Annotated in this window: 10 protein-coding genes; 8 read left to right on the top strand and 2 right to left on the bottom strand. The window is 60.1% G+C overall.

Annotation, left to right across the window (positions count from 1 at the left end; all coding sequences use genetic code 11):
* The first annotated feature begins 595 nt into the window (after positions 1-595).
* The 6 genes from V3H18_RS01915 to mbnF all read left to right on the top strand — a co-directional run bounded on the left by V3H18_RS01915 (position 596) and on the right by mbnF (position 7935).
* Positions 596-2995, top strand: coding sequence for a TonB-dependent receptor (locus V3H18_RS01915; protein ID WP_332080188.1), 2400 nt, complete (start codon positions 596-598; stop codon positions 2993-2995).
* Between the two features lie 331 nt (positions 2996-3326).
* Positions 3327-3422 carry a methanobactin gene (gene mbnA / locus V3H18_RS01910; RefSeq protein WP_332080187.1) on the top strand — a complete coding sequence of 32 codons (96 nt, stop codon included), beginning with the start codon at positions 3327-3329 and terminating at the stop codon, positions 3420-3422.
* A gap of 76 nt (positions 3423-3498) precedes the next feature.
* Positions 3499-4335: a methanobactin biosynthesis protein MbnB gene (gene mbnB / locus V3H18_RS01905; protein ID WP_332080186.1), complete on the top strand. Its 837-nt coding sequence runs from the start codon at positions 3499-3501 to the stop codon at positions 4333-4335.
* Positions 4304-4888 (top strand): methanobactin biosynthesis protein MbnC, encoded by a 585-nt coding sequence (gene mbnC / locus V3H18_RS01900; RefSeq protein WP_332080185.1) that lies wholly within the window; start codon positions 4304-4306, stop codon positions 4886-4888. Before mbnB ends, mbnC begins: the two co-directional genes overlap by 32 nt.
* Positions 4885-6195 carry a methanobactin export MATE transporter MbnM gene (gene mbnM / locus V3H18_RS01895; RefSeq protein ID WP_332080184.1) on the top strand — a complete coding sequence of 437 codons (1311 nt, stop codon included), beginning with the start codon at positions 4885-4887 and terminating at the stop codon, positions 6193-6195. The genes mbnC and mbnM overlap by 4 nt, the downstream gene beginning before the upstream one ends.
* A gap of 129 nt (positions 6196-6324) precedes the next feature.
* The gene (gene mbnF / locus V3H18_RS01890; protein WP_332080183.1) at positions 6325-7935 is read left to right on the top strand and encodes a methanobactin biosynthesis FAD monooxygenase MbnF; all 1611 of its coding nucleotides are present in this window, start codon (positions 6325-6327) and stop codon (positions 7933-7935) included.
* A 276-nt stretch (positions 7936-8211) separates the two neighbouring features.
* Here the strand turns inward: mbnF and V3H18_RS01885 are convergent, their stop codons facing one another.
* On the bottom strand, positions 8212-9021 hold the full coding sequence (locus V3H18_RS01885; protein WP_332080182.1) for an FkbM family methyltransferase: 810 nt from the start codon (positions 9019-9021) through the stop codon (positions 8212-8214).
* A gap of 316 nt (positions 9022-9337) precedes the next feature.
* Here V3H18_RS01885 and thrS point away from each other — a divergent pair, with 316 nt between their 5' ends.
* Positions 9338-11290 (top strand): threonine--tRNA ligase, encoded by a 1953-nt coding sequence (gene thrS, locus V3H18_RS01880; RefSeq protein WP_332080181.1) that lies wholly within the window; start codon positions 9338-9340, stop codon positions 11288-11290.
* A 284-nt stretch (positions 11291-11574) separates the two neighbouring features.
* On the opposite strand, the gene rpmB is transcribed toward thrS, so the two are convergent.
* Positions 11575-11868 (bottom strand): 50S ribosomal protein L28, encoded by a 294-nt coding sequence (gene rpmB, locus V3H18_RS01875; protein WP_332080180.1) that lies wholly within the window; start codon positions 11866-11868, stop codon positions 11575-11577.
* A 428-nt stretch (positions 11869-12296) separates the two neighbouring features.
* Between rpmB and V3H18_RS01870 the strand changes: the two genes are divergently transcribed.
* Complete coding sequence (locus V3H18_RS01870; protein WP_332080179.1) at positions 12297-13187, top strand: NAD(P)-dependent methylenetetrahydromethanopterin dehydrogenase; 891 nt, start codon at positions 12297-12299, stop codon at positions 13185-13187.
* The last annotated feature ends 142 nt before the right edge of the window (positions 13188-13329 follow it).

Below are 13329 nucleotides of genomic sequence, written 5' to 3'. Positions count from 1 at the left end.
AAGATAGGTGTGTTGTAACTACGCAACGGTAAAGCGATATTGCAAGCTTGAAGCGGACTGTCCGTTGACACTTTGAAGACCGCTACTCTACTTTGAATCATGGTGAAATTCAGGGAACAGCGGCGGTTCTCGATGCACAGGCTCATCGCCTGCGCGGCGCTTTGCATGTTCGTTCTTCAAGGAGCGATCATCGCATCCGCGCCTCTGCTCGCTCGCGCCGCGCACGACCTCCATATGGAGTCGGTCGCCCCTATCGCCGACGAATATTGCTCGCCTTCGAACGGCGACCAAGGCGTTCCCCACGATAGGGCGCATCATCATTCCGATTGCTGCATCTTGTGCAACGAGGCGGCCCGCGTCGGCGCGCTGGCTTGCGTCGTCGCTCTATTTTCAAGTCTCGTTTTTGCGGAATCCGGACCGGAGGACTCCGCCGTTTCCGTCCCCGTCGGCGAAATCAGTCGGCGCGGGCTGGGATGGCGCAGTTCCTGGTCTTCGCGCGCGCCCCCTTCCTTCTCCTGACCTCATAGCCTCGGCCGACAGGCCCAACGTCACTTTGGCTCAAGCGGCTGGATGAAAGCCGCATCAGGAGAATCACATGTCCCGCTCAGCCCTTTTGCGCGGCGCCTCCGCCGCATCGCTGCTGCTCGCCCTCATTCCATCATTCGCAATCGCTCAACAGACGCTTCCCACGATCGACATCGGAGCCCGGCTCCGCACGGGCCCCGCCGTGCGAACCGCGCCGAGCCAATCGGGCGCCGCCACGCCCGCCGTGGGCGAGGCCAGCGCGGGCGAAACCGGATATGCGCCAGGCTTCAACGCCGCCCGCGCGAAATTGCCGATCTACCGCGATCCGCCGGGCCAGACGGTCACAACCGTCAAGACCAATTTCCTGCGCTCGACTCCGATGGCGACAGTGCAGGAGATGTTGAGATACAGCCCTGGCGTATCCTTCAGCCAGGGCCTCACCCCGCGCGACCTCATCGTCTCTATTCGCGGCTCGGGCAACCGGCTCTCGAATGGCGTTCGCAACATCCAGATGTTCGACGACGGTTTCCCGCTTGTCACCTCCGACGGCAACACCCGCACCGATATGATCGATCCGCACGCCTACAGCGCCGTGGACGTTTATCGTGGCCCGTCGTCAGCCCTGTTCGGCAATCACGCCCTTTTCGGCGCCATTAATTTCCGCACCCGCGACGGCGCCGAAATCGACGGCGTGCAAACGGGCTCGGAATTCGGCAGTTTCGGTTACATCAACAACTACGTCACCTTCGGGAAAAGGAGCGGCGCCTTCGACTTCTCCGCCTTCGCCTCGGATCTGCGCGGAGACGGCCATATCATCCATAATGCTTATAACTATCAGACCGTGAACTTTCGCGGCACCTGGGCGCCCACCGAGACCGATCGAGTCACGCTGAAATATATCTACAACAATACGTTTGCGCAGATTTCGCAGGCGCTTCCGATTTTGAGATATTATCTCAATCCGTTCCAGTTCGGCTGCGAATTCGCGATCGCGAACAACCCCTATTGCGCCAGCATTCAGCAGCCGAGGAACGGCATTTCCGGCACGCTCACTTCGCAGAGCTTCTCGCAGCTTGGGGCGCATCAACACTTGAACCGCCACATCGCGGGTCTGCGATGGGAGCATGATTTCGACAACGACACGATCCTACGGAACCAAGTCACCTATAATTATCTCGATTATATCAATGGCACGGTGATTCCGCCGCGCTTTTCCTTTGGCGGCCCTGTGCAGGTGCGCGGCCCTTCGGTGGGCCTCAATGTCACGAGCGACATCACCAATCATGGAACGCTGTTTGGCTTGCCGGCCACGCATTTCCTGGGATTCTTCTACGATAATACGAAAACGACCAATCCCGCTTTCGTGCAGGTTCCCAATGTCTGGGATTGGGGCATGCCGGGCGGCGCGGCCGGGAAGATCGATTCCTATCATTCGAACATCGGGCTGCGGGCGCGGGAGGAAATCGCCTTCGCCGAAGGGTTGACCGGCGTCATCGGCTTCAGTTCCAATTGGAACAGAACTTGGGGCGTCAATTCAGTCTATACCTATAATGCGGCGAGCGCTTTGACGCTTCCCTATCAGGTGGCGCTCAACAGGGCGTTTTGGAATACGGCGCCGGAAGCTTCGCTGACTTACCGCTATAATCCGGAATGGCAGTTCCGCGCCCGCTACGCGGCCGGCTATGGAACGCCGAATTTCACGACCCTCACCACCAATTCGCAGGGAACCAGCGCGACCGCGAATACGTCGCTCAAGCCGCAGACCAATATGGGGGTCGACGTCGGCGTCGACTGGACTCCCAGCCCGGACCTCACAATGAGTCTGACGGGTTTCCACGAGTGGTACCGTAATGAAATTCTGTCTCTCACCACGGGCGCGCCGCTTCTGGTCAATTATTCGCTCAACATCCCGGCGGCGATCCATCGCGGCGTCGAATTCAACGCCGATTGGCGGCCGGTCGAGGGCGTAAGCCTGATCGCCGTCTACAGCTTCAACAATCAGTTCATCACCAATATGATGGAGGGCTTGCCCTCAGGCGGTTCGCCATTGGTGTATCTCAACCGGAGCGGAAAGAAGCTTCCCAACGTGCCGCCGCATACGGCGACCGCGCGCGCCGGTTACGACGTGCCCCACGGGGATTTCAAAGGAGTGGGCGCCTTTGTGGAATATGTGTTCAAGAGCCAGTACACGCTCGACGCCTCGAATCTATCCAGCGTCCCGGGCTATGGGCTCGTCAACGCGAATGTCCACTATAATCGCGATGTCGAAAATTTCTATTTTCGTAACATCGAGCTTTATCTGAGCGTCAACAATATATTCGATCGGCGGTATATGGCGTCGACGTTTATCCTGCCGAATACCCTGACGGCCGGAATCGAGACGCCAGCCGCGATATTGTTCAATACGGGCGGCGGCGTCTATGCGGGACAACCGCGCGCGGTCATAGGCGGCGTGAAGCTCAAGTTTTAGTCGCCTCGCCCTCGACACGCGACTCGTGAATTCAACTTTTTCGGAACTTGCTCTAGCCAAGGAAAGCGGATGTCGGGAGTGATAAGCTCCCGACATTCCCTTTATCGCCCATGCGCGTTCGAGGAAGCGCGCGGCAAGGCGCTCGGCATGTCTTGACGGCGTAATCCGCCGATGGGCCGCCTGCGACTCTTATGAGCCAATCTCCCCCGCCAAAAAAATTGCGCCGCCTGTCGGCTTCTCCTTCGCTGAAACGTTTTACCTTTGGACAGTCGTTCGAGATGCGCGAGCTCTGTCCGTAATTTCCATAAACACGCATCGTTAGGAGAGTCATATGGCTATCAAGATTGCGAATCGCCGCGTTCTCGACGTCCTCGGCCGCGAAGGCGCCTTTTGCGACGGCGGCCAGTGCTCGGCCCTCGCCGCCTAGGTTTTGCCAGGACCGCTCCCGGCGATAAGCCGGGGGCGGTCGAATTGATTTTTCATCGATAGCAAAGGCGCTTCACATGTTGGTCGGCCTCAATTTCACTTTGGGCGGAACCCATGAAATGGTTCAACGCTTGGTCGATGAGGGCCATCTCGATTATTGCGAGTTACTCATCGACAATTTCTTGCAGGTGCCGCCGGACGATCTGGCGCGCCATTTCAAATGCCCCATCGGCTTCCATGTGATGTTTTCCAAATATCTCGAAAGCGATCTGGATTTTCTTCAAGATCTTGCGAAACGCCTGCGCGTGCTGATCGACGCGTTGCGCCCGCTCTATGTTTCGGATCACATGGCCTATTTCACCCATCGCGGGCGCCGCCTCTACCATCTTGGCGAAATTGATTACGACGCCGACTATGACTGGGTCCGCCGCAAAGTGGACATCTGGCAAGATCTCCTGGGTCAGAAGTTATTCATCGAGAATTATCCTTCGATCATGGACGGCGGGTGGGAAGCGCCGGCCTTCTTCGAGCGATTGACGCGCGACACGGGCGCCGGCGTTCTTTTCGACGCCTCGAACGCCGTCTGCGCCTTCCGCAATTGCGGCGCGCCTTTGGAATTGTGGGACAACGTCATCGCCTCGACGCCGCATTTCCACATCGCCGGATACAATCGCACCATCATCGAGCCACATTTCACGGTCGACTCGCATGACGGCGATCTCGCTCAAGACACGCTGGCTTTTCTCAAGCGGCGCCGGTCGCTGTTTGACAAGCCGGGCGCCACGATAACCTACGAGCGCGACCACAACATTGACTATGACGCGATCGTCGCCGACCTCGCACGTCTGCGCGCGGTATTTTCTTGTTCTAAGGAGGAAATTCATGCACCTCACGTCGCCGTCGGAGCCTGCTAGGATCGTCGACAAGGAGCTATTCGACTGGCTAACGGATTTGCGGCCGCAGACGCAGATTCCCCGTCAGTCTCGCGCCTTCGTTCGAATCGACGTCTGCCATCGCGCCTATTGGCATGCGTTATTCGACATCTGCCCGCAATTGTTGAAAATCGCCGCGCCGGACGGCCTTGCCATCCTTCGGCCGTTCATGACGTGGGCGGAAACGCAAAATTTGACCTTCGACTGGAGCTTTTACCTGTGGGTCTATGAATGGCTCAAACAATCGGAGTTTCAGGATCGCATCGACAACGATCTACTGATAACGATGATGGGCGCCTCGGCCGCGCGGTGGGGAAATTACGACCGCACGCCCGCTTGCGGACTTGTGCTCGCCAGCGCGGAAGCGAGCGAGATCGTCGTCGCCTGGAAATGTCGCACGGCGTCGGGCCGTCGCGAGATCGAGATCATCGATCTCGAGGAGCCGCTGCCTCCGCCCGAGGAGTCGTTCGGCTTTTTCACGCTTCCGAGCTTCGAATTGGCGCCGTTCCCAGGTTGGCGGAATATTCCACGATGATGGAAAAAGGCTTTTGGCGCGGTTTCGCGCCATTGCTCGCCTTCTATGGCGCGACGGCGCTAAGCTTTCAGATCGATCTTTATATGATCGCGCCGCTCGGCTCGGGGGCGCCAACAGCTTATTTGACGTTGACGCGCGTCGCCGCGCTCGATCTCGTATTGATGGGCGCCTCGGGCGCTGTCGCGTCCCTGCTCGTCGCCAAGGCGCGCCTTGCGGGGGAGGCGCAGGAGGCTATTCCCCAGATTTGTTGGCTCGCCTCGTTGATCGGCTTTGGCGCGGGCGTTTTGGGGGCGCTTCTTTATCCTGGCCTTATCATAGGCATGACAGGACGCGCGGACATTGCGGCGGTTGCGATTTCGGCGACGATCTGGTTCGCGCTTGCGAGCCCCTTCAGATTTTTCGTCAATGTCGGCAGCTTCTCATTGCATGCCCTTGGAGACGGCGCTTCGGTGGTGAGATGGAAGTTGGGGGGCGTCGCCGCCAAAATCGCCGCCAACTGGCTCTGCATGGATATTTTGGGTTTTGGCTTCATCGGCTGCTTCATCGCCGGTTTCGCGATCTCGGTTGTTTCCTCGATCTGGATTTTTCGCAGGGTCGCGTCTCACGGCGTCGCGCTTTTCGCCGTGCCAAAATGGACCTATGCGCGCGTATTTCTTCATTCGATCTTTTTCGAAGCGCAACGCCTATTCTGGCCTCAGATGGCTATGAGCGTGTCGGTCATTCTCTTTTCCATGCCTTGGCTCGGGCAAGTCGATTATCGCCGTCTGGACGCCTTTTCTGCGGGACAGATTTTGATCCTTTTTATATTGACGCCGATGACGGCGCTTACACGATTCTTCGCCTTGCGTCTGGCGGGCCTGTCGGAAACGCAGATGGCGGCCTTCGCGCAGACGCTTTGGATCAAGGGAACGCCTATTGTCTCGGCGGTCGCCGCCCTTTTGTTCGCTTTGAGCGGACCTTTAGGGAGCGCAATTTACCGGCAAGAGGGTCCGTGGTGGCTTACCCTCGTTGAAGCGCTCGCGCTTTCTCTGCCCATCAGATATGTCACGAATGTCATGCGCGCGGTGTTGCATGCGCGCGCTTCATTCGCCGCCGCGGCAGTCTCAGACAGTTTCGCTTCCTGGTCGATCGCTGTGCCGCTGCTTGCGCTCGGCCTCTTCCTCGACGAGCCTTGGGTCGCCTATCTGTCGCTTTTGGCGCCCGAAGCCTTCGGCGCACTGTGCTTGGCGCGGCGAATGCCCTTTTCCACCCGTCAGGCGGTCGAGGACGCATTTGGCCGTCTCCAGCGCCAAAGCGATTCCTTTTGAGCGCTCGGGCGTCGCTCCTGTCTGTCGAACGTCCGAGCCTGGGCGGGCGCATGCCGCCAACATGCGCCAAGCGCGATGAATGATCTGGAAAGCGTAGGAAGACTCACCCTTCATCAGGAGGCTTCGCACATGAAGGCCGGACACACGCCCGTCTTGATCGTCGGCGCAGGCTATGCGGGCTTAACGGCGGCGTTGCTGCTCGCTTGGCGCGGCGTTCCCTGCACGCTGGTCGAGCGCCACGAATCGGTTTCGCCGCGACCGAAAGCTCACGGAATCAATCGTCGAAGCATGGAAGTGTTGCGCGTTGTGGAGGGGCTTGAGGCCGATCTGTTCAAAGCGAGCCGCGCCACGCCCGACAACGCCGCGATCATTATAGCGGAAACCGTGACCGGCCGCGAAATACAGCGTCTGCTCGAACCCGGCGCCAAGCGGCCGCCGCTCTTGTCGCCCGTCGACATCTGCCACATCGGACAAAACCGGGTGGAACGAACTTTACTTCGATATGTCCGCGACCTTGGGGTCGATGTTAGATTTTCCACGAATGTTCAACGACTGACGCTTGAGTCCGACCATGTTAGGGCAGGGCTGCGCGACGGCGTGAGCCGAGAGGAATACGCGCTCACGGCCGATTATGTCGTCGCCGCTGACGGCGCAAGCAGCTCCATTCGTTCGGCGCTCGGCATCGACATGGTCGGCGATGCGGCGGTCTCCCATGCCGTATCGATATTGTTCGAAGCGGATCTTTCGACGCCGATGCGCGGCCGCGGCACGGTTCTTTACTATCTTAGAAATCCTGCGTTTACCGGCGCTTTCGTCAGCTGCGACGAGGCGGGCGTGGGTCAGATCAATATCGAGTATGATCCGCGGCGGCATTCGAGCGCGGACTTCGACGAGGCGCGCTGCAAGAAAATGGTGCGCGACGCGCTCGGAATGCCCGATCTCGACGTGAAGATTCTCGATCGGATGACCTGGACGATGACCGCGCTCGTCGCCGAAAAAATGTCCGAAGGACGCATTTTTCTGGCGGGAGACGCCGTGCATGTCATGCCGCCGGTCGGCGGCCTCGCCGGTCAGACCGCCATTCAGGACGCCGCGGACATCGCGTGGAAGCTCGCTTTCGTCCTGCGTCGCCGCGCCGGGACTGGCCTCTTGGAAACATATGAAGCGGAGCGGCTTCCTGTGGCGCATACCACGGTGGCCTGCCAGATTAAGAATTATGTGGAGCGCCTCCGGCCCGACCGAGAAGACCTCCGTATTCATTCAGCGGAAGAAAATTATCTAAGCGTCGCCATGGGCTATCGCTATCGCTCGCCCGCGATCGCACTGGAGGAACAGGACGATGGCGGGCGCGTCGAAGACCCACTAAAACCATCCGGTCTACCCGGAACCCGATTGGCGCACGTCCCGCTTCGACGGGAGGGGCGTATCATGTCGACGCACGATCTCGTTGGTCGTGGATTCGTTCTGCTGGCGGCGCCGGAAGGCCGCCAATGGATCGACGCCGCGGACGCGATTGCCCGACGGTTGAGCCTCCCCGTGACGACATATCAAATCGGAGCCGACTTGGAGGATGACGCCAATTTGTTTTGCGGCCGCACGGGCCTCGAAAGCGATGGCGCGATTATGATTCGTCCGGATGGTTTTATCGGTTGGAGATCGCGAACGTCTTCTGTCGATCCGACCTCAATGCTGGATGCCGCATTGGGTCGTATGCTTTGTATGGAGATTGGCGCAGGTTAGCCAGATGAGGCGGCGATTTGCGTGTGCAGAACCGCGATCAGCACGTTCATCTCCCGCAAGCTCGTCTCTGTGGTGTGGCTATGAGGTCCGTCAAACTGCGGAATTTTGGAACATTTGACCTTCGCGCCAAGCGACAGCGCATCGGGCGAGATCTCATGACTGAAGCAGTGTAAGCGTTCGCAGGGCCGCGCTTTACAGGCCGTCCCAGCTCTTCGTCCCTGCGCGCCGTTTCGCCGCCGCCGTTTCGCCCGATTGGAGAACGCCGAACGGCGGATGTCACATCATTTTATAGAGCTCTCGCAGGCGCACCAATCTGTCTTCGTCGAACGCGCCAATGAATTCGCTCCATTTACCGCCGACGATATGCTCATAGGTCACGACATAGGAACTATCGCTGTCATGCAAATTCGCCAAGCGTTCGCCCACATGGTCAACCGCGAGCAAGATCGGAAAGATCGATCGGAGCTGATCGAAGAAATCGGGAATTGAAGTGCGCTGGAAGGCGTTAAGGCACCAATGATTGATTTCTCCGATAACCACGGGCTTGAATTTCATTAAGGAGTCGGCTCCGCCTCTGAGCACGTGCCCTTCATAGCCCTCGGTGTCTATCTTTATGAAATCGATTGCGGCGAGTTCGTCTTCGGCGCAGAATTGATCGAGGGTTTTAATGACGACGCCTTCAATCGCATGGCCCGTGGTCGCCTTCGTTTCCGAGATGAAGCCGCCGGAGCGGTTGTCTGGGGCGAACTGAATCTGCGCTTGCGACTTCTGCTCTCCGAGCGCGAAATTATGGAGCGCGATATTTTCGAAGCCGCGCGTATTGTGCATCAGCAGCCCGAAAGTCGACGGCGCTGGCTCGAACGCCAACACTTTTTCGGCGAGCGAAGACATCAGAATCGCCGTGCACCCGATATTGGCCCCGACGTCGAGCGCGACTTTCGATCCTTCCGCAAGCGCCCTGATCGCCTTGACAAGGCCGGGCTCGAATTCTTCCCTTTGAAGCACAGCTTCGGCGTAGCCGCGGTCCGATCGAATGAGGAATGGCTTGCTATCGATGTTTACAGTCACGTCAACAAAAGCGCTCATAGGCGGTTCTCCCGTAAATGTAGGAACTGCTTAATTTTTTGGCCTCCTGTCAATAGCATTATTTTTCAGCTTGGCGTACGCTGCGGCGCAGCGGCAAGCGCGCTCGGCCGAGCGTCGGCATCTCCATTGCATCCGCCCCCGCCCGGCGTTATGCAGGCGTCGTCCACCCATAGAGCGAGAAACTCGCTCAATTGAGGCGGATAGAGCAGGCTTCGCGTTTGAGCGGGAAGCGGAATTCGCGTTTCGTCTCGAAGCATCCTGCTCCTTGCGACTTACGCCGATTGGTGTCGGCGACTGAGCGCGTCAGGAGCGAAAAATGATAGCGGTCACATTCCCCGACGGGGCCTCCCGTCAGTTCGAGCCCGGCGTCTCGGGCGCCGACATCGCCAAGAGCATCTCCCCCTCTCTCGCCAAGCGCAGCGTCGCCATGACGCTCGACGGGCGTCTCGTCGATCTTGCAAGCCCGATCGAGCGCGACGCGCGGATCGAATTCGTCACGCGCGACGATCCGCGCGCCCTGGAGCTCATCCGCCATGACGCGGCGCATGTCCTCGCCGAGGCCGTGCAGGAGCTTTATCCGGGCGCGCAGGTGACGATCGGCCCGGTCATCGAGAATGGCTTCTATTACGATTTCTATCGGGCCGAGCCCTTCACGCTCGAAGACCTGCCCGCGATCGAAAAGAAGATGCGCGAGATCGTCGCGCGCGACGCCAAGATCACGCGCGAAGTCTGGGAGCGCGACGAAGCGAAGCAATGGTTCCTCGCCAAGGGCGAGATCTTCAAGAGCGAACTCATCGACGCGATCAAATCCGACGAGCCGCTCTCGATCTATAAGCAGGGCCAGTGGCTGGATCTCTGTCGCGGCCCGCATATGCCGTCGGTCGGCAAGGTCGGGACAGCTTTCAAGCTGATGAAGGTCGCGGGCGCCTATTGGCGCGGCGATCACAATAATCCCATGCTCTCACGCATCTATGGCACCGCCTGGGCGACGCAGGAGGAGCTCGACGCTTATCTCCATCGGCTGGAGGAAGCCGAGCGGCGCGACCACCGCCGCCTGGGCCGCGAGATGGACCTCTTCCATTTCCAGGAGGAAGGGCCGGGCGCGATCTTCTGGCATCCAAAGGGCTGGGCGTTGTTCCAGAAGGTCATCGCTTATATGCGCCGGCGCCTTGCGGCCGATTATCAGGAGGTCAACGCGCCCCTGCTCCTCGATAAATCATTGTGGGAGACATCGGGCCATTGGGAGTGGTTTCGCGAGAATATGTTCGTCTCGGCGCCGGCGCGCGAGCAGACGGACGAAGACCGGCTCTACGCCATCAAGCCGATGAACTGCCCCGGTCATATTCAGATTTTCAAACATGGCCTGAAATCCTATCGCGACCTGCCGCTGCGCCTGGCGGAGTTCGGCGTTGTGCATCGTTACGAGCCGTCTGGCGCGCTGCATGGGCTCTTGCGCGTGCGCGCCTTCACGCAGGACGACGCGCATGTCTTCTGCACCGATGAGCAGATGGCCGAGGAATGCCACAAGATCAATGATCTCATTCTCTCGACTTACGCCGACTTCGGTTTCGACGAGGTGGTGGTGAAGCTCTCGACGCGGCCCGAGAAGCGCGTCGGCTCGGACGAGGCGTGGGATCAGGCGGAAGCGATCATGACGCAGGTGCTGAGCGAGATCGAACAGCGCTCGGGCGGACGCATCAAGACGGGGATTAATCCGGGCGAAGGCGCTTTCTACGGCCCGAAGTTCGAATATACGCTGCGCGACGCTATCGGCCGCGAATGGCAATGCGGCACGACGCAGGTCGACTTCAATCTGCCGTCGCGCTTTGGCGCCTATTACATCGGCCCCGACAGCGAAAAGAAGACGCCGGTGATGATTCACCGCGCAATTTTCGGCTCGCTCGAACGCTTCACCGGCATATTGATCGAACATTACGCCGGCCATCTGCCGCTATGGCTCTCGCCATTGCAGATCGTCGTCTGCACGATCACGCAGGACGCCGACGATTACGCCTATGAGGTCGCCGCCGCCGCGCGCAAGCTCGGGCTTTCGGTCGAGGTCGACGCGCGCAATGAGAAGATCACTTATAAGGTGCGCGAACATTCGCTGGCGAAGGTCCCCGTGCTGCTTGTCGCTGGAAAGAAAGAAGCGGCCGAGCGCAGCGTCTCGATCCGCCGCCTAGGCTCGCAGCAGCAGACGCAATTGCCGCTCGACGAGGCGTTAAAGCAGCTTACGGACGAAGCGACGCCGCCGGATCTGCGGGTTTAGTTTCGTCTTGAAGGACGAAATGTGGGGCGCGCAATCCCTCTCCCTTTGGGAGAGGGCGACCCCGCGTAGCGGGGTCGGGTGAGGGGTTTCCCCCCATACACGCCAGGCGCTTACCCCTCATACACGCCAGGCGCTTTCCCCTCATCCGTCGCGCTTCGTGCGCCACCTTCTCCCCATGGGAGAAGGGAGGCCCGCCTTTTTCTGCGACGAACTTGAGGCGCATAAAAAAACGAAAGCCTCGTCGCCATAAAGCGCGGGGCTTTTCGAAAGCGGAAAGAAACGGATCAGGCGCTCGCGGCGGCCTGCTTCTTCTCGATCTCGCGCTTCAGGTCGCGGGCGTTCTGCGAGAGATCCTCGTTTCTCGCCTTCACGAGGAAGGCGTCGAGTCCGCCGCGATGCTCGACGGAGCGCAGCGCCGCGGCCGAAATGCGCAGCCGCACGGCGCGGGCGAGCGCGTCGGAGGCGAGCGTCACATTGACCAGATTGGGCAGGAAACGTGTGCGCGTCTTGCGGTTGGAGTGGCTGACGAGATTGCCCGTCTGCACGCCTTTTCCGGTCAGTTCGCAACGGCGGGACATGGCGGATTCCTTTCGATCTATGCGTCCATACGGCGGCGGGGGCGCTCTGCGCCCGCAATCGCCAGCGATGGGTGAAAATGACGGCGAGGCGCGCCGCCGGAGCGACGAGCCTCGTTGCGGGAGCTTATACGTGCAAAGCGCCGCAACCGTCAACCGCCCGCAGGCGCATCCGGTCGACCCCGGACGCCGCCTGCCGCCGGGACGCATGCGCTACGCTGCGGCGCACGCGCCTCTGGACATCGGCTCCGTTCTGGGTTCTAAGCCTCTCGTCGCTCCGGGAGAGGCCGAAGGGCGCGCCGCCGCGCGCCGTTCATTTTGCCGGGAATCATTCAAGAAACCAAGGGGCTGGAGCCTGTCCTCCCGCCGCGCGCGCCGCCTGGCTTCCAGCGCGCGAGACGCCAAAACGACAGAAAGGTTGGGAAAATTCCATGGCCAAGGCGATTTTGCATATGCTCAGCACGTTGAAGCATATGAGCCCATTCGACGTGAACATGGCCCTCGACGCCGGCTATGACGCGGCGATTCCCTATACCAATGTCACGCTGGATGAAGTCACGGCGCTTGTGCAGGACGCGATGTTCTCGCGCGCCCCCTCCGCCGCGCTGCGCACCGGCATTTTCTTCGCCGGCCGCGACGCCGTGCTCGCGCTCGACATGCTCGAAGCGGCCAAGAAGGCGCTGCTCAAGCCCTTCGAAGTATCGCTCTTCGCCGACCCCTACGGCTCTTTCACCACCGCCGGCGCGATGGTCGCCTGCGTCGAAAAGATTTTGCGCGACAAGAAGCAGCGCGAACTCAAAGGCGCGAAGGTGGTCATCTATGGCGCGACAGGCGTTGTCGGCTATTCCGCGGCGGTGATCTCGGCGCTCGAAGGCGCGCAGGTGACCATCGTCGGATACAGCGGGCTTGAGCGCGTCGCCAAGCTGGCCGATGAAATGTGCAAGCGTTTCGACATCAAGGTGACGCCCGCCGACGGTTCGACGCCCGAACAGGTGCGCGCCCTTCTGACCGAGAATGAGATCGCGCTCTGCGCCGCGCGCGCCGGCGTGCAGGTGCTGTCGAAGGATGATTTGGAAGCCGCCAAGAATTTGTTGATCGCCGCCGACGTCAACGCCGTTCCGCCGCTTGGCGTCGAGGGCTGCGGGCTGCACGACAATGGCGTCGTCATCTCCTCGCATGGCGCGCTCGGCATCGGCGCGCTCGCCATCGGCAATATCAAATATGGCGCGGAGTCTGGCCTCTTCAAACAGATGGCGGCCTCCGACAAGCCGCTTTGCCTCGATTTCCGTCACGCTTTCGCGCTGGCCCGCGATCTCGTCTGACGCTTTGGGCAATTTCTTTCCGATCAGACGATTCCGTCCGATCGGAAAGCGCGCTCGCGCATGCACGCCAAGGGCGAGGCTCCTTGGCAAAGCTGCGCAAAAATGATTGAGTCCGCGCCGCGAGCGCCAGCTCGCGGGGCTA

The organism is Methylocystis borbori (assembly GCF_036576025.1).
GTDB classification, from domain to species: Bacteria; Pseudomonadota; Alphaproteobacteria; order Rhizobiales; family Beijerinckiaceae; genus Methylocystis; species Methylocystis borbori.
The sequence above is the reverse complement of the archived record's forward strand: the minus strand, read 5'-3'. Positions and strand labels throughout refer to the sequence as shown.